This is a genomic window from Kitasatospora sp. NPDC001119, from assembly GCF_053598475.1.
The window spans coordinates 13,008-31,259 of the sequence record NZ_JBSFKI010000010.1; the positions used below are offsets into that span (position 1 = coordinate 13,008).

Here is an 18,252-nt window from a genome sequence, read left to right on the forward strand (position 1 = left end):
GTCCCGGCCCCCGCCGCCGGGTGACGGCGGGGGCGGTCGGCGGGGCGGGGGTCAGCTGATCACGGTCTGCAGGCCGGGCATGCCGTCGAGGAAGGGGCCGCTCCTGGTCTTGACGACCGGGTAGCCGTACTCGGCGTAGACGTACGGGGCCCAGTTCAGTGTGTACGACCCGGTCCAGGGCGGCGTGGAGGTGATCTTGACGGTGGCCGTGACGGTGCGGGTGGCGCCCGGCGCGATCGGCACCGTGGGATGGAAGTTGACGGAGTTGCCGCCGAACACGCAGTCCACCTGGTCCCCGCCGCAGCCGGTGAAGGTGAACGCGCCGGTCAGCTGGTTGGAGGGGAAGCTCGGCCCGATCCACTCGTACGCGAAGGTGATGGGGGCGGATTCGGTGTTGGTGAGGGAGAGGGTCAGGGTCAGTTCATCGCCCGGTGCCGCCGTCTTCTTGTCGACGGAGGCCGAGACGCCGGTGATCACGCCGTCGTCGCGGGTGGTGGCGGAGGCCGGCTGGGCGGCGAAGATCAGGCCAAGTCCCAGTACCGTGGCGAGAATTACCCCGACGCGTTGCACGCTGAATGGCTTCATGGCGGATGAGAATAGGGAGTTGTGAAGGCCGCGTCTGCGGCTCCTTCACGCCATCTTCAACCGTTGCCGGAAAGCCCTTGCCCCCGCCGTCGGGTGACGGCGGGGGCGTTCGACGGGACGGGGGTCAGCTGATCACGGTCTGGAGCGAGGGCACCCCGAAGGTCCAGGTCTGGTCCTTGGCGGTACCGGTGGTGCCCACCTGGCCGAACTCGTAGTAGACGTACGGCGCCCAGTTCAGCGTGTACGGGGCGGTGCCCCACGCCGGGGTGTCGGTGATCTTGACGGTGAGCGTGACGCTCTTCGTCGCGCCGGGTGCGATCGGCGCGTTGAAGTGGAAGTTGGCGCTGTTCCCGGTGAACGCGCAGTCGGAGGTGTCACCGGTGCAGCCGGTGATGGTGAACGCTCCGGCCTGCGTGTTGGCCGGCCAGGTCGGCTGGACGGCCTCGTAGGCGAAGTAGATGGGACTGTTCTCACTGTTGGTGAGCGACAGCGTCAGGGTCAGCTGGTCTCCCGCCTTCGCCGTCGACTTGTCGACCGCGAAGGTGGTGCCGCTGACCGCGGCGGAGGCCGGCTGGGCGGCAAAGAACACGCCAAAACCCAGTATTGCAGCGAGAATTACCCCAAGGCGTTGCACGCTGAATGGCTTCATGGCGGAGAGGATATGGAGTCGCAAAGCTTTTGTCTGCACCGCCTCAACACCCGCCTCCACAGTCGCCCCACAACTTCCGTAGTTTCATCGCGCACCTGCCGCCCGGCCGTCCCCACGAGCGCCGCCCCGGCGCGCCCTGACGGCGGCCCGGCCACCGTCACCCGCTACGGTGGAGGCCATGCCCGAAGCCGAGCGTGACACCCCCTGCGGCCTGCACCTCTTCTGGGACGAGGCCGTCACCGCCTACGACTTCGGCCCCGGCCACCCGATGGACCCGACCCGGCTGGCCCTCACCATGCGCCTGGTCGAGGCCCTCGGACTGGACACCGGCCCCGGGGTGACCGTCCGCTCCGCTCCGCCCGCCGGCGACTCCACCCTCCGGCTGGTGCACACCCGGGAGTACGTCGAGGCGGTCCGGAACGCCGCCGCCCACCCCGACCGCTCCGACCCGCTGCACGGACTCGGCACCGACGACAACTGGTCCTTCCCGGCGATCCACTCGGCCTCCGCGCTGATCGCCGGCCAGTCGGTGGCCGCCGCCGAGGCGGTCTGGCGCGGCGAGACCCCGCACGCCGTCAACTTCGCCGGCGGACTGCACCACGCGATGCCCGGCAAGGCCTCCGGCTTCTGCGTCTACAACGACCCGGCGCTGGCCATCGCCCGGCTGCTCGAACTCGGCGCCGAGCGGGTCGCCTACGTCGACGTGGACGTCCACCACGGCGACGGCGTCCAGGCGGCCTTCTGGAACGACCCCCGGGTGCTCACCGTCTCGCTGCACGAGCACCCCGCCACGCTCTTCCCGCAGAGCGGCTGGTCGATCGAGACCGGCGGCGAGGACGCCCCCGGCTCCGCCGCCAACCTGCCGCTGCCCGCGGGCACCGGCGACGCGGGCTGGCTGCGCGCCTTCCACGCCCTGGTGCCCGAACTGCTCGACGCCTTCCGGCCGCAGGTCCTGGTCACCCAGCACGGCGCCGACACCCACCTGGAGGACCCGCTCGCCCACCTCGCCGTCACCGTGGACGCCCAGCGGCTGATCGCCGAGGCGCTGCACGACCTCGCCCACCAGCACGCCGGCGGCCGCTGGGTGGCCACCGGCGGGGGCGGCTACGCGGTGGTGGACGTCGTCCCGCGCACCTGGACCCACCTGGTCGCCACCGCCGCCGCCCGGCCCGTCGACCCGGCCACCGAGACCCCCGAGTCCTGGCGCGCCGAGGTCTACCGCCGCACCCGCCGCCCGGCCCCGCTGCGGATGACCGACGGCGCCCGCCCGGCCTGGCGCGACTTCGACTCGGGTTACGATCCGGCCGACCGACTCGATCAGGCCATCCTCGCCACCCGCCGCGCGGTGTTCCCCCACCACGGACTGCTGGCCTGAACCCGCCGTCCCGGAAGTGCCCAGCCCGGGAGGTGCGTACGCCGGGCGGTGCCATCCGCAGAGCGGCGACGTACTGCAACCGTCCTATCTCCCACCGTACGAGGACTGCACTTCCCCTCTTCCCACTGGTACCACCCATAACTACTCTGGGGATACACGTGTGCCGGTGGAGTCACCGGAGGGGAAGCCGGTGCCTTGCACACGGGTAAGGGTCGGGTGATGGTCATGAGTTCCGTCGAGCGCCCCCTTCAGGAAGTCGTCTTCCTGACCGTGGCGGAGGTCGCCGCGGTCATGCGGGTGTCCAAGATGACGGTGTACCGGCTGGTGCACAGCGGAGAGCTGCCGGCCATCCGGGTCGGACGGTCCTTCCGGGTGCCCCAGCAGGCGGTGCACGAGTACCTCAAGGAGTCCTACGTGCGGCTCGAGAGCGCGTAGCGGCGGCGCGCGGGTGCGGGTCCACGACCGTTGGACCCGCCCCCGTTCGCCGTGGATTTCCCGCGAGTTTCCCGGTCCCGGGGAACACGATTACGGCCTTCGCACCATCGACGGTAGGCTAGGCCCTCACGTCAGTCGTATGGACTCCGTCTCTCACGGGCGAGAGTCTCAGTGAGCGAGGGTTGTTCCGTGGGCTCTGTCATCAAGAAGCGTCGCAAGCGTATGGCCAAGAAGAAGCACCGCAAGCTTCTGAAGCGGACTCGCGTTCAGCGTCGTAACAAGAAGTAAGCGGCCCCGGCCGCGCCTAGCGCGCCCAGCGCTTCCACCGCCCGTCCAGGCCCGTCGTGGCCTGGGCGGGCGGTGTCGTTTCACGGCCCCGTGGGGCGGCGCGGTACGGTGCACGCAGGCCGCTCGGGCCGAGGGAACGGGGGTGCAGCACCGTGGGCGTGGTCGTGCTCGTCACCGGCGTGGCGCGCCGGCTCGGTGCCCGCTTCGCCGCCGAGGTCCGCCGCCGGCCGGGCGTCGACCTGGTGGTCGGCGTGGACGTGCAGCCGCCCCGGCTGCCGCCCGAGGAGCCGTCCGGCCCGGCCGCCCCGTACCGCTTCCACCAGCTCGACCTGCGCCGTCCGGCGCTCTCCCGGGTGCTCGCCGAGCACCGGGTGGACACCGTGGTGCACCTCAGCGTCAGCGCCACCGGCCTGGGCTCCACCAACCGCTCCGCGGTGAAGGAGTCCAACGTGATCGGCACCATGCAGCTGCTCGGCGCCTGCCAGAAGGCCCCCGGGGTGCGCCGGCTGGTGGTGAAGTCCACCACCGGCGTCTACGGCTCCGCGCCCCGCGACCCGGCGGTGTTCAGCGAGCGGATGCAGCCCAAGGACCCGCCCGGCGGCGGCTTCGCCAAGGACGCGGCGGAGGTCGAGGGCTACGTCCGCGGCTTCGCCCGGCGCCGCCCGGACGTCGCGGTGACGGTGCTGCGCTTCGCCAACATCGTCGGCCCGAACGCGGACACCCCGCTCAGCGAGTACTTCGCGCTGCCCGTGCTGCCGACCGTGCTCGGCTACGACCCGCGGCTGCAGTTCGTGCACGAGGACGACGCCGTCGCGGTGCTCTGCCGGGCCGCCGACGAGCCCGTGCCGGGCACCGTCAACACCGGGACCTTCAACGTGGCGGGGGAGGGCGTCCTGCTGCTCTCCCAGTGCGCCCGCCGGCTCGGCCGGCCCACCCTGCCGCTGCTGCTGCCCGCGGTCAGCTGGATGGCCGTGCTGGCCCGGCAGACCCGGCTGGTGGACGTCTCGCCCGAGCAGCTGCGGCTGCTCACCCACGGCCGGGTGGTGGACACCGCGCGGCTGCGCGACACCTTCGGCTACCGTCCGGCGTTCAGTACTCCGGAGGCCTTCGCCGACTTCGCCGCCGCCGGAGGGCCGGGCCTGCTGCCGCCCGAGCGGCTGGCCGCCGTCACCGACCGGCTGACCGCCCTGCTCGGCCCGGAAGCCGCCGGGCCCGCCGGGCCGGGCGCCGGTCCGGACGCCGTACCGAACCGCCCCCGCCGACCGAGGAGCTGAACCCGCGATGAGTGCCGCAGCCGAGAACGCGCCGGGCGAGGCCAAGGTCATCCCGATCGAGACGGCCCCCAGCTGGACGTCGCCCGAGGGGCCAAATCCGGCCGACCGGCTCGCCGAGGCCGTCGGCGGGGCGCTGGCCGGCCCGCTCGGCCCGGTCGCCACCCGGCTGTTCGGCAAGGGCTGGGAGGGCCGCGCCGCCGAGCGGCTGGCCTTCCTGCGCCGCCGGGTGACCGGCGACTACGAGGTGGACGAGTTCGGCTTCGACCGGGAGCTCACCGAGGAGGTGCTGCTCTCGCTGCTGCGCCCGCTGGCCGAGAAGTACTTCCGGATCGACGTCCAGGGCGCGGAGCACATCCCGGCCGAGGGCGGCGCGCTGATCGTCGCCAACCACTCCGGGACGATCCCGCTCGACGCCCTGATGACCCAGGTGGCCGTCCACGACCACCACCCCGCCCGGCGGCACCTGCGGATGCTCGCCGCGGACCTGGTCTTCGTGCTGCCCGGCGTCAACGAGCTGGCCCGCAAGGCCGGCCACACCCTGGCCTGCAACGAGGACGCCCAGGCCCTGCTGGAGCGCGGCGAACTGGTCGGGGTCTGGCCGGAGGGCTTCAAGGGCATCGGCAAGCCGTTCTCCGAGCGCTACAAGCTCCAGCGGTTCGGCCGCGGCGGCTTCGTCTCCTCGGCGCTGCGGGCGCGGGTGCCGATCGTGCCCTGCTCGATCGTCGGGGCGGAGGAGACCTACCCGATGATCGGCAACGTGAAGACGCTGGCCCGGCTGCTGGGCCTGCCGTACGTGCCGATCACCCCGACCTTCCCGTGGCTGGGCCCGCTCGGGGCGCTGCCGCTGCCGACCAAGTGGACGATCCGCTTCGGCGAGCCGATCGCCACCGACACCTACCCGGCGGAGGCGGCGGACGACCCGATGCTGGTCTTCGACCTGGCCGACGAGGTGCGCGAGACCATCCAGCACACCCTCTACGAGCTGCTGGTGCAGCGGCGTTCGGTGTTCTTCTAGGAGAACCCGAGGGATCCCGGGGGTTCCCCGGGGACGGCGAGGGCCCGGCGGATATCGCACTCCGCCGGGCCCCCACCGCCCTGCTGTCAGCCGCCCAGGATGCGCAGCCCGGGCAGCAGGTCCGGAAGCAGCGGGGGAACCTCGACGCCCTGCGGCTGGGCCGCGTTCGGGGCGCTGGGCGAGGCCTGCTGCGGTCCCTGCGCCGGGGCCGCGTCGGCGCTCGGCGAGGGCTTGGTGCCGGTGAGCCCGCTGGTGAGACCGCCGACCAGGCCGTTGACGGCGTCCGGGGCGCTGCTGGGCAGGGTGTCCGGCAGGACGCCGCCCTTGCCGCCGTTGCCGGAGGCACCGGCGCCGGGGTAGGCCGGGGCGTGCTCGGTGGCGCCGGGGCGGTTGCCGGCGGCGCCGGAGCCCGGGGCCTGGTCGGTGCCGGCCGAGGTGCCGGAGCCGGCCGCCGGGGAGCCGGCCGGGGAACCACCGGTCGAGTGGGACGAACCGTCGCCCGCTCCGTCGCCGGCCGCGCCACCGCTCTGAGCGGGGGGCAGGACCAGGCGCAGGGGCGCGACGTCCTCGCTTATGTCGTCGAAGAGCCGGTTCACCAGGTCGGCCTGCTGGGTGAGCTGGACGGGCAGCCGGCCCTGCAGCTCGCTCCACCGGCCGTCCTCGTCGTGGGCGAAGCCCGCGAGGGCCCGCATCGGGTCGAGCGAGCCGTTGCTGCGGTAGACCGAGCGCAGCAGCTCGCGGCCCTTGAGGGCGTCGGCGTGCATGTCGTCCAGGGCGCGGCGGACCTGTTCGACGGTGGCCGGGCTGAGCGCGCCGGCCTGGTCGGTGCGGCCGACCAGGGTCTTGGCCTCGCCGAGCCGGGTGGCCGCGTTGTCGAGCAGCATCTCGCCGCGTTCGGAGTCGGAGCCCGCGAAGTCGAGCCGGAGTCCTTCCAAGCCGCGTTTGAGGCCGTACAGACTGTCCCCGGGGAGGGCGTTGGAGCTGGCCGCGGCGACGCCGGCCAGGCTGCCGACGGCGAGCCCGGCGACCAGCCCGCCGATCGCGAACCGGCGGCTCCAGCGGCCGCGCGGCGCTGTCCGGATCGCCCGGTGGCGGCGCTGGCGGGGCACCGGGGTGCCCGTCCCGCCGGCGAAGGCCTGCTCGAACGCGGCCATCAGCTGGGCGCGTTGGACCGTATGGACCTCCCGGTCCAGCACCGGCCCGGGCAGTGCCCCCAGTGCGTCGGCCAGTCCGACCAGCCCGGCCATCGCGGCCGAACCCGCGCCGGTGGCAGCGGTGTTGTCCGATTCGGCGTTGGCCGCAGCGCGTTGCTCCGCCTGGTGGGCCTCCAGCGCCTCGGCGAAGGCCTTCGCCCGCCGGTGCTCAAGCACGTTTGCCGTCACGGGCCACACCTCCCTTCGTCGTTGTCGACAGCCCGGCCCGCCGGACGGTTGCCCCGGCTGGCCAAAGCCACTCCATCGGGTGATAGGCCGCAATTCGACTTGACCGTACGCCTGGTGGGGGCTTGCACGTTGGCCAACGAGCGGTGCGGGCGGTCGGTTACGCACGGCAGATCATCGGACCTACCGTTCACCCTGACGTGTCGGCCGGGCGCGAACGATGACGGCCGGCCGGACCGTACGGTGCCGGACCGCACGGAGCCGGTGCCGTCCTCGGCGCGGCTCATCGCGCGTCGGGCGGGAGCAGCCGGGCCAGGGTGCGGACGGCGCGGTACTGGAGGGTCTTGATGGCGCCCTCGTTCTTGCCCATGATCCGGGCCGTCTCGGCCACCGACAGCCCCTGCAGGAAGCGCAGGGTGACGCACTCCTGCTGCTGCGGGTTGAGCCGGCGCACCGCGTCCAGCAGGGCGGCGTTGGAGAGCGACTCCAGCACCGACTCCTCGGGGCTGCGCTCGCACTCGTTGGAGTCGAGCATCTCGCCGGTGGTGACCTCCAGCCGGAAGCGGCTGGACTTGAAGTGGTCGGCGACCAGGTTGCGGGCGATGGTGACCAGCCAGGCGCCGAAGTCCCGGCCCTGCCAGGTGAAGGTGCCGATCCGGCGCAGGGCGCGCAGGAAGGTCTCGCTGGTGAGGTCCTCGGCGGTGGCCCGGCTGCCGACCCGGTAGTAGATGTAGCGGTAGACGGTGTCCGCGTAGTGGTCGTAGAGCCGGCCGAAGGCCTCGCTCTCGCCGGCCTGGGCCCGTTCGACCAGCTCCATGACCGGGTTGTGCTCGGTCTCGTAGCCGGGGCTGGGCGCGGTCCGGGTGCGGCCCCGGCCGGCGCTGCCGGTGCGGCCGCGCGAGCCGGTGCCGGTCGAGCCGGCGGCGGTGGTGCGCAGTGCCAGGCCGGGCGGCTGCGGCTGCGGCTGGACGAACGGTCCGCCGGCGAGCGCGAGTTGGGGCGTGGCGGCGAACTGGCTGCGGAGCAGGGTGCGCAACAGGGTCAGGCCCGTGGAGATCTGCCGCTCGGCGGTCGGCCGGTCGCGGAGGCCGGTGCGGGGACGCAGGGGCGCGGACGACGGGCGGGAGGGTGCAGGCGCGTCGTTCCGGACGGGTGGGTACACGGGACTCCCAGAGGCAGAACTGTGGACGGATCACCTCCGCCTGCGCGGAGAGCACTCCCCGAAGCGTCCGTTCGAGCGGGACGCGTGGTGACGTGCATCCAGGAGAGAATAACGCTTTGTGCAATGACAGCTACACCGTGTGGTCGAAGTGGTCGTTTGGGATCCATTTGTTGCGCATGTTCGGCTGACATTGACCGGAGCTGTCATCGTTCATCCGGCTTAACGTGATCGAACGGGCGCTCAGGGTGACCAATTTGGCGGCCTGGGGGGCGGTTTCCCAGCCTTGGGGCTCGGCAACCCCTGACTTTCCCGGCCTGGCGAACGATCAGAACCGGTCACCGGGCGACAGGTTCGAGCAGGTGACGCGGACTGCCGTGTGACGGCGGGGAGTTCGCCCGTAAGAGGGGCCAGGTCAGAGGCCTTGTTGACGACCGCTCACCCGTCGGGGCGAGCCCGACCGGGCGGCCTCCGAACGGCCCCGGAGAGCCCCGGAGCGCCTCGGAGAGTCTCCGGAAAGCTTCCGGAAAGCCTCCGGCGGCCCGGACGGCCGTCCGGCACGAGGTTCGGGGCCGGGGTTCCGGGCCGGGGTTCGGGCGGGTGGTTCAGGCCCGGTGGCGGCGCCGGTTCAGCGCCACCCCGGCCGCCGCCGCGCCGGCCAGCACCCCGAGCGCGGCCGCCGCCGGCAGCCCCACCCGGGCCGCCTTGCGCCCGGTCCGGAAGTCCCGCACCCGCCAGCCCTGGGCCCGGGCGTGGCGCCGCAGCGCGCCGTCCGGGTTCACCACGTACGGGTGGCCGACCAGCGAGAGCATCGGGATGTCGTTGGCCGAGTCGCTGTAGGCGGCGCAGCGGTCGAGGTCGAGGCGCTCGCGCCGGGCCAGGGCCCGGACGGCGGCGGCCTTGGCCGGGCCGTGCAGCAGGTCGCCGACCAGTCGGCCGGTGTAGCGGCCGTCCCTGGCCTCGGCGACGGTGCCCAGCGCGCCGGTCATGCCGAGCCGCCGGGCGATGATCCGGGCCACCTCCAGCGGGGCGGCGGTGACCAGCCAGACCCGCTGGCCGGCGTCCAGGTGCATCTGGACCAGGGCGCGGGTGCCCGGCCAGATCTTGTCCGCCACGACCTCCTCGAAGATCTCCTCGCAGATCGCCTCCAGGTCGGCGGTGGGCTTGCCGGCCACGATGCCGAGGGCGGACTGCTTGGCGTCCGAGATGTGGTCCGGGTCCTCGGTGCCGTGCAGCCGGAACCAGGCCTGCTGCCAGGCGAAGCGGGCGATGTCGCGGCGGGTGAGGAAGCCGCGGCGGTAGAGGCCGACGCCGAGGTAGAAGATCGCGGCGCCGCGCAGGATGGTGTTGTCGCAGTCGAAGAAGGCGGCGGCGCGGGGGTCGTCCGGGTCCGGGGTGTGGTTCTCGGCGGGGGCCTTGGGGGTCCGTCCGGGTTTGGCCGCGGCCGGTGCGTCCGGCCCGGCGGCGTCCCCGGGGCCGGTGCTGCCCCCTGGTCCGGCGGTGTCCCGGGGCCCGGCGTCGGGTGCCGGCTCGGCCCGCAGCGCGGCCTCGGCCGCCTCGGCTGCGGCTTCGCCGGCCAGGGCGCTCCGCTCGCTGCTGGAACGCCTTGCCTGGGTGAGCCTTCTGAGCACGGCCATGTCATCGAGGATAGCCAGCCGGGCGCCCGGCGGCCGTGACGCAGCCGTGCCCGCGGGGTGAACAGCTCCACCGGGCGCGGGCCCCGGGGGCGGGTGGGCGCCATGGCGGAGAATGGGGTGGTGAGCCCACTGCTGCGACGTAAGAGCCCCGAGCCCGCGGGCCGGACCGTGACCCTGGTCGGCAAGCCCGGCTGCCACCTGTGCGACGAGGCCCGCGAGGTGATCCTCCGGGTGACGGGGGAGTTGGGCGCGTCCTTCGAGGAGCGGGACATCACCCGGGACGAGGAGCTGTACCGCCGTTACTGGGAGCAGATTCCGGTCACCCTGATCGACGGTCGCCAGCACGACTTCTGGCGGGTCGACGAGCGCCGGCTGCGCACCGCCCTCGGCGGCTGAGCGTGCGGCCGGGCGCGGCCGGGCGGCGGCTGAGCGGGGTCTGACCGCGCGTTCGTCCGCGCACCTGCCCCCCGCCGATCGGCGGGGGCGGTTCGCCGAATCGTTGCCAAAGACACTCCGTTCCGGCTTGGGACGGGGCGGGTTGGTCGGCTTACGATCGAACGCGTTTGCGCCCGTGGGGGGCTGAGCACACGAGGAGTGCGCCATGCTTCCCGGTCCTGTCCCTGGGGCCCCCGGAGCCCCGGAGTTCCGGACGGCCCCCCGGGGCTTCGCCGTGGTGGACGTGGAGGCGACCGGCCGCAGCCCGTGGCGGCACCGGGTGGTCGAGGTCGCGGTGGTGCTGCTCGACGAGCGGCTCCGCGCCGAGGGGGAGTTCGCCACCCTGCTGGACCCGCTGGGCCCGGTCGGCCCGACCCATGTGCACCGGATACGCCAGTGCGACGTCGAGGGCGCCCCGCGCTTCCGCGAGATCGCCCCGTGGCTGCTGGAGCTGCTGGCCGGCCGGGTGCTGGTCGGTCACCACGTCAGCTGTGACCACGCGTTCCTGGATCGCGAGTTCGCCCGGATCGGGGTGCCGCTGCCGCCCGTCCCGCTGCTGTGCACGATGCGGCTGGCCCGCGCCCACCTGCCGGAGGCCCGGAGCCACGGCCTGGCGGCCTGCGTGGAGGCGGCGGACCTCGGCTGGTACCCGGCGCACACCGCGTTGGGCGACGCCCGGGTGACCGCCGAGCTGCTGCGGTACTGCCTGGACGCCCCGTCCTGTCCGTCGGACGACTGGACCGGCCCGCTGCGGGAGGCCGCCCGGCTGCCCTGGCCCCGGCTCGGCCGGGCCCGTTCCCGCCCGTCCGGCGCCGCCGTCCCGCTGCTGCGCCGGGAGGCGTCGTACGGCCCGTGGCTGCCCGATTCCCAGGCCCCGGAGGTCGTGCTGACCCAGGCCGGTGCTATGCGTTCGATGGCGTGATGCGCATCACTGTGCGGGGACAAAACGGACACCATCTTTGTGCACACGTTCACAAACACATAGCCTGGCTGCCTAAGCCCAGCTTCACCCACAGGAGCACCGTGGCAATCGGCCGATCACCACAGAGCAGTTCGCAGACGCCCGACCAGGGCGCCGCGCGCCGACCCTCGCGTGCCCGGGGCATCCCGGAGGCGACGGTCGCCCGCCTGCCCCTCTATCTGCGGGCCCTCACCGCGCTCTCCGAGCGCTCGGTGCCGACCGTCTCCTCCGAGGAGCTGGCCGCCGCCGCCGGCGTGAACTCGGCCAAGCTGCGCAAGGACTTCTCCTACCTCGGCTCCTACGGCACCCGCGGCGTCGGCTACGACGTCGAGTACCTCGTCTACCAGATCTCCCGAGAGCTCGGCCTGACCCAGGACTGGCCGGTCGTCATCGTCGGCATCGGGAACCTCGGCCACGCGCTCGCCAACTACGGCGGGTTCGCCTCCCGCGGCTTCCGGGTGGCCGCCCTGTTGGACGCCGATCCCCACGTGGTCGGTTCCACCGCGGCCGGACTGCCGGTGCGGCACATGGACGAGCTGGAGTCGATCGTCGAGAGCCAGCACGTCTCCATCGGCGTGATCACCACCCCGCCCGGCGCCGCCCAGCAGGTGTGCGACCGGCTGGTGGAGGCCGGCGTCACCAGCATCCTGAACTTCGCCCCGACCGTGCTGTCCGTCCCGGACGGCGTGGACGTGCGCAAGGTGGACCTCTCCATCGAGCTCCAGATCCTGGCCTTCCACGAGCAGCGCAAGGCCGGCGAGGAGCCGGACGACCGCGCCGAGTCGGTGCTGGACCGCGCCCCCGGTCCGGTCCGGGCGGCCGCCGCGAAGCTGCGCCGCGCGGCCGGCGGCAGCGGCAAGGGCCGGGGCGCCGCCGAGCCGGCGGCCAAGGACCAGGCCGAGCAGGCCAAGGGAAAGTCCGCCAAGGGCGGCGACGGGGATCTCTCCGCGGTGATGCCCGCATGAACACCGAGAGCTGTGGGGGGCGGGCATGAGCCTTCTCGTCGTAGGGCTGAGCCATCGCACGGCCCCGGTCGGGGTACTGGAGCGCGCCGCGCTGACCGGTGACGTGCCGACCCGGCTGCTGCACGACGCGGCCGCCACCGCGACGGTCGGCGAGGCCGCGCTGCTGAACACCTGCAACCGGATCGAGCTGTACGCGGACGTGGACAAGTTCCACGCCGGCGTCGCCGAGCTGTCGCTGCTGCTGGCCCACCACAGCGGGGTGGACCTGGAGGAGCTGACCTCCCACCTGTACGTCCACTACGAGGACCGCGCCGTCCACCACCTCTTCTCGGTGGCCTGCGGCCTGGACTCGATGGTCGTCGGCGAGGGCCAGATCCTCGGTCAGCTGCGCGACGCGCTGGCCAAGGCCCAGGAGGAGCACACCGCCGGGCGCGGCCTGAACGAGCTGTTCCAGCAGGCGCTGCGGGTCGGCAAGCGGGCGCACAGCGAGACCGGCATCGACAAGGCCGGCCAGTCGCTGGTCACCTTCGGCCTGGAGCAGGTCGCGGCGGGCGCGGGCGAGATCGCCGGCAAGCGCGCGCTGGTGGTCGGGGCCGGCTCGATGAGCTCGCTGGCCGCCGCCACCCTGGTCCGCTCCGGCGTGACCGACCTGCTGATCGCCAACCGGACCCCGGCCCGGGCCGAGCGGCTGGTCGAGATCCTCGGCCCGGACGTGGCCCGGGTGCTGGACCTCGCCAAGGTGCCGGAGGCGCTCGCCGACGTGGACCTGGTGATCTCCTGCACCGGCGCGGCCGGTGTGGTGGTCCGGGCCGAGGACGTGGCCGCCGCCGTCGCCTCCCGCAGGTCCCCCGAGCCGCTCGCCCTGCTGGACCTGGCCATGCCGCGCGACGTCGACCACGCCGTGCACGAGCTGCCCGGCGCCCTGCTGGTCGACCTGGAGAGCCTCTCCCACGCGCACGCCGCCAGCCCCGGCGCCGGCGACGTCGACCAGGTGACCCGGATCGTCTCCGACGAGGTGACGGCCTTCGGCGCCGCCCAGCGGGCCGCCCGGATCGCGCCGACCGTGGTCGCGCTGCGCTCGATGGCCTCCGACGTGGTCGCCGCCGAGCTCGGCCGGCTGGACTCCCGGCTGCCCGACCTGGACGAGCGCTCGCGCGCCGAGATCACCCAGACCGTCCGCCGCGTCGTCGACAAGCTGCTGCACGCCCCGACCGTCCGGGTGAAGCAGCTGGCCGCCGAGCCCGGCGGCGCCTCCTACGCGGAGGCGCTGCGGGAACTGTTCGACCTCGACCCGGCGGCCGTGCACGCCGTGTCGGGCACGCCCGTCGGCGGCGCGCCCCAGCCCTCGGCCGGGGGCACCAGATGAACCGTCAGCCATCCCACGAGTACCACCGGGACGATCACCTCATGAATGGTCAACCGATCACGGAGCAGCCCTCGGCCACCGCGGCCCTGCGGCTCGGCACCCGGCGCAGCGCCCTCGCCATGGCGCAGTCGGGCATGGTGGCCCGCGAGGTGACCAGGGTCACCGGGCGCCCCGTCGAGCTGGTCGAGATCACCACGTACGGCGACACCTCCCGGGAGTCGCTGGCCCAGATCGGCGGCACCGGCGTGTTCGTCTCCGCGCTGCGCGACGCGCTGCTGGAGGGCCGGATCGACTTCGCCGTGCACTCGCTCAAGGACCTGCCCACCGCCGCCCCCGAGGGCCTGGCGCTGGCCGCCGTCCCCGAGCGCGAGGACGTCCGGGACGCCCTGGTCGCCGCCGAGGGCCTGGCCCTGGAGGAGCTGGTCGAGAAGCTCGCCGGCGCCGGCCGCCCGGCCCGGATCGGCACCGGTTCGCCGCGCCGGATGGCGCAGCTGAACGCCTGGGCCAGGGCCCGCGGCGCCCAGCTGGAGACCGTCGCGATCCGCGGCAACGTGGACACCCGGATCGGCTTCGTGACCAGCGGCGAGCTGGACGCGGTGGTGCTGGCCACGGCCGGCCTGAACCGGCTCGGCCGCAGCGCCGAGATATCCCAGCACCTCGACACCGAGGTGATGATCCCGGCCCCCGGCCAGGGTGCGCTCGCGATCGAGTGCACCACCGCCGACGAGGAGCTGACCGCCGCGCTCGCCGCGCTGGACCACGCCCCCACCCGGGTCGCCGTGGCCGCCGAGCGCGCCCTGCTGGCCACCCTGGAGGCCGGCTGCTCGGCACCGGTGGCCGCGCTGGCCACCTGGGGCCGGGAGAACGAGCTGCGGCTGGACGGCGTGGTCGGCGACCCCGACGGAACCGCCCTGCTGAAGATGTCCGCCAACGGTCCGATCGTCCTCGACGAGACCGCCGAGCAGCGGGCGGCGGCCCTCGGCCGCACGCTGGCTGACCGGCTGCTCGCCGCGGGCGCGGCCGCCCTGATGGGGGAGCGAGCCCGATGAGCCCCACCACCGCCGCCACCGACGCCCTGTTCCCGGCGGGACAGCCCGCCACCGGACGGTGCACCTTCCTGGGCGCGGGCCCCGGGGACCCGGGGCTGCTGACCCTGCGCGCGGTCGAGGTGCTGTCCACCGCCGACGTGCTGGTCGCCGACCCGCTGACCGCCGCCGCCGTGCGCAGCCACTGTCCGGCCGGCGTGCAGGTGCACGCCCCCGCCGCCGAGGGCGCCGACTTCGACCTGGCCAAGGTGGTCGCCGAGGCCGTCCGCTCCGGCAAGCACGTGGTGCGCACCGTCGACGGCGACCCCGGCCTGGACGGCTGCGCCGCCGAGGAGATGCTCAGCTGCGCGGGCGACGGGATCCCGTTCGAGGTGATCCCGGGCGTCGCCCAGTCGGTCGGCGTCCCGGCGTACGCGGGTGTCCCGCTGCGCGCCGGTTCCGGTACCGACGTGCGCTTCGTGGACGGCGCCGCGCTGCTGGCCGGCAGCCCGGTCGACCTGGGCGCGCCGGAGACCACCCTGGTGGTCCGCACCACCCTGGGCCAGCTGCCCGCCACCGCCGCCGCGCTGGTCGCGGGCGGCCGCAAGCCGGAGTCGGCGCTGAGCGCCACGCTCTCCGGCACCACCACCCGCCAGCGGACCTTCACCTCCTCGCTGTCCGGCATCGCGGCGGACCTGAAGGCCGCCCGGGTGCTGCCCTCGCCGGTCTCCGCCCCGGTCGACCCGGCCACCTCGGTGATAGCCGTGGTGGGCGAGCAGGTCGCCCACCGGGCCTCGCACTCGTGGTTCGAGACCAAGCCGCTGTTCGGCTGGAACGTCCTCGTGCCGCGCACCAAGGAGCAGGCCACCGGCCTGTCCGAGCAGCTGCGCTCGTACGGCGCGGTGCCGCAGGAGGTGCCGACCATCGCGGTCGAGCCGCCGCGCACCCCGCAGCAGATGGAGCGGGCCATCAAGGGCTTGGTCACCGGCCGCTACGAGTGGATCGCCTTCACCTCGGTGAACGCGGTGCGCGCCGTCCGGGAGAAGTTCGAGGAGTACGGCCTGGACGCCCGCGCGTTCGCCGGGATCAAGGTCGCGGCGGTCGGCGAGACCACCGCGCAGGCCCTGGTGGACTTCGGCGTGAAGCCGGACCTGGTGCCCTCCGGCGAGCAGTCCGCGGCCGGGCTCCTGGAGGACTGGCCGCCGTACGACCCGGTCTTCGACCCGATCGACCGGGTGCTGCTGCCGCGCGCCGACATCGCCACCGAGACCCTGGTGGCCGGCCTGGTCGAGCTGGGCTGGGAGGTCGACGACGTGACGGCGTACCGGACGGTGCGCGCCTCGCCGCCGCCGGCCGAGACCCGCGAGGCGATCAAGGGCGGCGGCTTCGACGCGGTGCTGTTCACCTCGTCCTCGACCGTCCGGAACCTGGTCGGCATCGCGGGCAAGCCGCACAACGTCACGGTCATCGCCTGCATCGGCCCGGCGACCGCCAAGACCGCCGAGGAGCACGGCCTGCGGGTCGACGTGATGGCCCCGGCGCCGTCGGCGGCCGCGCTGGCCCAGGCGCTGGCGGACTTCGGTGCCAAGCGCCGGGACACCGCGACGGCCGCCGGTGAGCCGGTCTACCGGCCCAGCGAGCGCCGCCCCGGCTCGCGTCGCAAGGCCCGCTGAGGATTCTTAACTATGCTGCCGGGGGCGGCCGTTCGTCGCCCCCGGCACTGCACAACCGTTCGGAGAGAGAAGCCGTGTCCGCTGAATTCCCGTACGTTCGCCCCCGCCGGCTGCGCCAGAGCCCGGCGATGCGCCGGCTGGTGGCCGAGACCCGGCTGCACCCGGCGGAGCTGATCCTGCCGCTGTTCGTCCGCGAGGGCGTCAGCGAGCCCGTCCCGGTGACGTCGATGCCGGGCGTGGTCCAGCACACCCGGGACACCCTGCGCAAGGCCGCGGTGGAGGCGGCCGAGGCGGGCCTGGGCGGCCTCATGCTGTTCGGCGTCCCGGAGGTGCAGGACGCCGTCGGCAGCGAGGGCACCAACCCGGACGGCATCCTCCAGCAGGCGATCCGGGACGTGGTCTCCGAGGTCGGCGACTCCCTGGTGGTCATGTCGGACCTCTGCCTGGACGAGTACACCGACCACGGCCACTGCGGCGTGCTGGCCGCCGACGGCAGCGTCGACAACGACGCCACCCTGGAGCGCTACGCCGAGATGGCCCGGGTGCAGGCCGACGCCGGCGTCCACCTGGTCGGCCCGTCCGGCATGATGGACGGCCAGATCGCCGTGGTCCGGCGGGCGCTGGACGAGGCCGGGCACCAGGACGTGGGCATCCTCGCCTACACCGCCAAGTACGCCTCGGCCTTCTACGGCCCGTTCCGCGAGGCCGTCGGCTCCTCGCTCAAGGGCGACCGCAAGTCCTACCAGCAGGACCCGGCCAACGCCCGCGAGGCGCTGCGCGAGCTGGAGCAGGACCTCGCCGAGGGCGCCGACATGGTGATGGTCAAGCCGGCCATGGCCTACCTGGACATCCTGCGCCAGGTCGCCGACGCCTCCCCGGTGCCGGTCTCCGCGTACCAGGTGTCCGGCGAGTACGCGATGGTCGAGGCGGCCGCCGCGAACGGCTGGATCGACCGGGAGCGGATGATCATGGAGACGCTCACCTCGATCCGCCGCGCGGGCGCCGAGCAGATCCTCACCTACTGGGCGCTCGAAGCCGCCGCGCTGCTCAAGTAGCGGACCCCGTACGGCGGAAGGCCGGGCCGCTCCCGTGGGGGAGCGGCCCGGCCTTCCCGGTTCCCGCTAGGCCGTGTCCGGCAGGCCTCAGAAGCCCACGTCGCCGGCGTGCCCGAAGCCCGCGCCGCCGCCGACCAGGTCGGTCGAGGTGGCGGCGCCGCCGCCGAAGCCGCCGGCGGCGGTGTCCCCGGCGTGGGCGAGGCCGAAGCCCCCGCCGGCCAGGAACGGCTGGTCGGCGGAGGCGACGAGCTCGCCGCCGCCGACGAAGCCCACGTGGGCGAAGGCCGGGGTGGCGGCACCGGCGAGCGCCAGTGCGGCGGCGGCGGTCAGGGCGGCCTTGGCCAGCTTGCTCTTCATGGAACTGCCCTCTCTCTGGGAGCGCCCCCGCGGGCGCTCTGACACGTGTTCACATCCGGCGGTCCGGACCGGCCCGCCGCTCACCCGGCCGGACCGCGCTGCGGCGGTCGGCCGGACACTTCGTCCGCACAGCCCGGAGGGCCCGGGGAGGTGTTCCTCCCCGGGCCCTCCGACCGTGCCGTGCCCCGTGATCAGCCGATCAGGTGCGAGACACCCGCGTCGCCCGTGGACTGGGTGTTCTGGCCGACGTTGCAGATCTGCTTCGGCTGGTTGTTCAGGACCGGGACCTCGACCGGAACCGCGATGCCGATGACGGCGACCGCGATGTTGTGGACCTCCGGCAGGCAGATGTTCGGGTTGTCCAGAACGTGGCTGTTCGGGCTGCCGTTGCCGGCGGTGCCGGTGTGGTTGGTGCCGCCGTTGCCCTGGACGGAGGTGGCGGCGCCGTCCGAGTCGACGATGGCGGAGGCCGAGCCGGCGGACATCGCGAGGGCGGCGGCGGCCAGGCCGGCGGCGGCGAGGGACTTCTTGATCATTTCTGGTTTTCCTCTCGGGGTGAATCGGGGGGCGATTCGAAGGTGGAACAGCGGGTGGTGCAGGGAGATCAGGGCGGCGACCG

At 73.8% G+C, this 18,252-nt stretch carries 19 protein-coding genes; 12 read left to right on the forward strand and 7 right to left on the reverse strand.

Translation table 11 applies throughout. The annotated features are described in order from the left end of the window. Positions 1–51: 51 nt before the first annotated feature. Together ACWDD9_RS14430 and ACWDD9_RS14435 are read right to left on the reverse strand one after the other, a co-directional pair. Positions 52–585 carry a hypothetical protein gene (locus ACWDD9_RS14430; protein ID WP_380739280.1) on the reverse strand — a complete coding sequence of 178 codons (534 nt, stop codon included), beginning with the start codon at positions 583–585 and terminating at the stop codon, positions 52–54. Between the two features lie 124 nt (positions 586–709). Further along, positions 710–1,174, reverse strand: coding sequence for a DUF11 domain-containing protein (locus ACWDD9_RS14435; protein ID WP_049652197.1), 465 nt, complete (start codon positions 1,172–1,174; stop codon positions 710–712). 238 nt (positions 1,175–1,412) lie between these two features. Here ACWDD9_RS14435 and ACWDD9_RS14440 point away from each other — a divergent pair, with 238 nt between their 5' ends. The 5 genes from ACWDD9_RS14440 (at position 1,413) to ACWDD9_RS14460 (ending at position 5,621) form a co-directional block, all read left to right on the forward strand. Next, complete coding sequence (locus ACWDD9_RS14440) at positions 1,413–2,609, forward strand: acetoin utilization protein AcuC (RefSeq protein WP_049652196.1); 1,197 nt, start codon at positions 1,413–1,415, stop codon at positions 2,607–2,609. A gap of 225 nt (positions 2,610–2,834) precedes the next feature. Then, positions 2,835–3,044 carry a helix-turn-helix domain-containing protein gene (locus ACWDD9_RS14445; RefSeq protein WP_045699258.1) on the forward strand — a complete coding sequence of 70 codons (210 nt, stop codon included), beginning with the start codon at positions 2,835–2,837 and terminating at the stop codon, positions 3,042–3,044. Positions 3,045–3,233: 189 nt separating this feature from the next. After that, a complete protein-coding gene (locus tag ACWDD9_RS14450) occupies positions 3,234–3,332 on the forward strand; it encodes a 30S ribosomal protein bS22 (protein ID WP_003948845.1) in 99 nt (32 codons plus the stop codon). A gap of 152 nt (positions 3,333–3,484) precedes the next feature. Next, a complete protein-coding gene (locus ACWDD9_RS14455; RefSeq protein ID WP_388044910.1) occupies positions 3,485–4,606 on the forward strand; it encodes an NAD-dependent epimerase/dehydratase family protein in 1,122 nt (373 codons plus the stop codon). Positions 4,607–4,613: 7 nt separating this feature from the next. Continuing rightward, positions 4,614–5,621 carry a lysophospholipid acyltransferase family protein gene (locus tag ACWDD9_RS14460; RefSeq protein WP_375877604.1) on the forward strand — a complete coding sequence of 336 codons (1,008 nt, stop codon included), beginning with the start codon at positions 4,614–4,616 and terminating at the stop codon, positions 5,619–5,621. Positions 5,622–5,707: 86 nt separating this feature from the next. Here the strand turns inward: ACWDD9_RS14460 and ACWDD9_RS14465 are convergent, their stop codons facing one another. The 3 genes from ACWDD9_RS14465 to ACWDD9_RS14475 form a co-directional block, all read right to left on the reverse strand. Then, positions 5,708–7,003 (reverse strand): DUF5667 domain-containing protein, encoded by a 1,296-nt coding sequence (locus ACWDD9_RS14465; RefSeq protein WP_074004022.1) that lies wholly within the window; start codon positions 7,001–7,003, stop codon positions 5,708–5,710. 280 nt (positions 7,004–7,283) lie between these two features. Then, complete coding sequence (locus ACWDD9_RS14470) at positions 7,284–8,105, reverse strand: ECF subfamily RNA polymerase sigma factor, BldN family (RefSeq protein ID WP_449811811.1); 822 nt, start codon at positions 8,103–8,105, stop codon at positions 7,284–7,286. A 659-nt stretch (positions 8,106–8,764) separates the two neighbouring features. Continuing rightward, a complete protein-coding gene (locus ACWDD9_RS14475) occupies positions 8,765–9,796 on the reverse strand; it encodes an HAD family hydrolase (protein WP_074004021.1) in 1,032 nt (343 codons plus the stop codon). A gap of 102 nt (positions 9,797–9,898) precedes the next feature. On the opposite strand from ACWDD9_RS14475, the gene ACWDD9_RS14480 reads away from it, so the two are divergent. From ACWDD9_RS14480 to hemB, 7 genes are all read left to right on the forward strand, one after another. Next, on the forward strand, positions 9,899–10,192 hold the full coding sequence (locus ACWDD9_RS14480; RefSeq protein ID WP_049650473.1) for a glutaredoxin family protein: 294 nt from the start codon (positions 9,899–9,901) through the stop codon (positions 10,190–10,192). Between the two features lie 205 nt (positions 10,193–10,397). Further along, a complete protein-coding gene (locus tag ACWDD9_RS14485; protein WP_380739288.1) occupies positions 10,398–11,153 on the forward strand; it encodes a 3'-5' exonuclease in 756 nt (251 codons plus the stop codon). 107 nt (positions 11,154–11,260) lie between these two features. Then, positions 11,261–12,157 carry a redox-sensing transcriptional repressor Rex gene (locus ACWDD9_RS14490; RefSeq protein WP_049650497.1) on the forward strand — a complete coding sequence of 299 codons (897 nt, stop codon included), beginning with the start codon at positions 11,261–11,263 and terminating at the stop codon, positions 12,155–12,157. Between the two features lie 25 nt (positions 12,158–12,182). Continuing rightward, positions 12,183–13,523: a glutamyl-tRNA reductase gene (locus ACWDD9_RS14495; protein WP_375877607.1), complete on the forward strand. Its 1,341-nt coding sequence runs from the start codon at positions 12,183–12,185 to the stop codon at positions 13,521–13,523. A 41-nt stretch (positions 13,524–13,564) separates the two neighbouring features. Next, entirely contained in the window at positions 13,565–14,572 is a 1,008-nt protein-coding gene (gene hemC, locus ACWDD9_RS14500) for a hydroxymethylbilane synthase (protein WP_049650476.1), read from the forward strand. After that, positions 14,569–16,221 carry a bifunctional uroporphyrinogen-III C-methyltransferase/uroporphyrinogen-III synthase gene (locus tag ACWDD9_RS14505; RefSeq protein WP_049650477.1) on the forward strand — a complete coding sequence of 551 codons (1,653 nt, stop codon included), beginning with the start codon at positions 14,569–14,571 and terminating at the stop codon, positions 16,219–16,221. The genes hemC and ACWDD9_RS14505 overlap by 4 nt, the downstream gene beginning before the upstream one ends. Positions 16,222–16,295: 74 nt before the next feature. Continuing rightward, on the forward strand, positions 16,296–17,276 hold the full coding sequence (hemB, locus tag ACWDD9_RS14510) for a porphobilinogen synthase (protein WP_117488311.1): 981 nt from the start codon (positions 16,296–16,298) through the stop codon (positions 17,274–17,276). An 87-nt stretch (positions 17,277–17,363) separates the two neighbouring features. Here hemB and ACWDD9_RS14515 read toward each other — a convergent pair whose 3' ends face one another. Next, on the reverse strand, positions 17,364–17,633 hold the full coding sequence (locus tag ACWDD9_RS14515) for a hypothetical protein (RefSeq protein WP_049650479.1): 270 nt from the start codon (positions 17,631–17,633) through the stop codon (positions 17,364–17,366). Positions 17,634–17,824: 191 nt separating this feature from the next. Continuing rightward, on the reverse strand, positions 17,825–18,169 hold the full coding sequence (locus ACWDD9_RS14520; protein ID WP_074004017.1) for a rodlet layer protein: 345 nt from the start codon (positions 18,167–18,169) through the stop codon (positions 17,825–17,827). Between the last annotated feature and the right edge of the window lie 83 nt (positions 18,170–18,252).

What these genes read in the sequence shown, in the direction of transcription:
- ACWDD9_RS14430 (WP_380739280.1), bottom strand. Translation starts at nt 585, where the DNA reads ATGAAGCCATTCAGCGTGCAACGCGTCGGGGTAATTCTCGCCACGGTA.
- ACWDD9_RS14440 (WP_049652196.1), top strand. Translation starts at nt 1,413, where the DNA reads ATGCCCGAAGCCGAGCGTGACACCCCCTGCGGCCTGCACCTCTTCTGG.
- ACWDD9_RS14445 (WP_045699258.1), top strand. Translation starts at nt 2,835, where the DNA reads ATGAGTTCCGTCGAGCGCCCCCTTCAGGAAGTCGTCTTCCTGACCGTG.
- ACWDD9_RS14460 (WP_375877604.1), top strand. Translation starts at nt 4,614, where the DNA reads ATGAGTGCCGCAGCCGAGAACGCGCCGGGCGAGGCCAAGGTCATCCCG.
- ACWDD9_RS14475 (WP_074004021.1), bottom strand. Translation starts at nt 9,796, where the DNA reads ATGGCCGTGCTCAGAAGGCTCACCCAGGCAAGGCGTTCCAGCAGCGAG.
- ACWDD9_RS14480 (WP_049650473.1), top strand. Translation starts at nt 9,899, where the DNA reads ATGGCGGAGAATGGGGTGGTGAGCCCACTGCTGCGACGTAAGAGCCCC.
- ACWDD9_RS14485 (WP_380739288.1), top strand. Translation starts at nt 10,398, where the DNA reads ATGCTTCCCGGTCCTGTCCCTGGGGCCCCCGGAGCCCCGGAGTTCCGG.
- ACWDD9_RS14495 (WP_375877607.1), top strand. Translation starts at nt 12,183, where the DNA reads ATGAGCCTTCTCGTCGTAGGGCTGAGCCATCGCACGGCCCCGGTCGGG.
- hemC (WP_049650476.1), top strand. Translation starts at nt 13,565, where the DNA reads ATGAATGGTCAACCGATCACGGAGCAGCCCTCGGCCACCGCGGCCCTG.
- ACWDD9_RS14505 (WP_049650477.1), top strand. Translation starts at nt 14,569, where the DNA reads ATGAGCCCCACCACCGCCGCCACCGACGCCCTGTTCCCGGCGGGACAG.
- ACWDD9_RS14515 (WP_049650479.1), bottom strand. Translation starts at nt 17,633, where the DNA reads ATGAAGAGCAAGCTGGCCAAGGCCGCCCTGACCGCCGCCGCCGCACTG.
- ACWDD9_RS14520 (WP_074004017.1), bottom strand. Translation starts at nt 18,169, where the DNA reads ATGATCAAGAAGTCCCTCGCCGCCGCCGGCCTGGCCGCCGCCGCCCTC.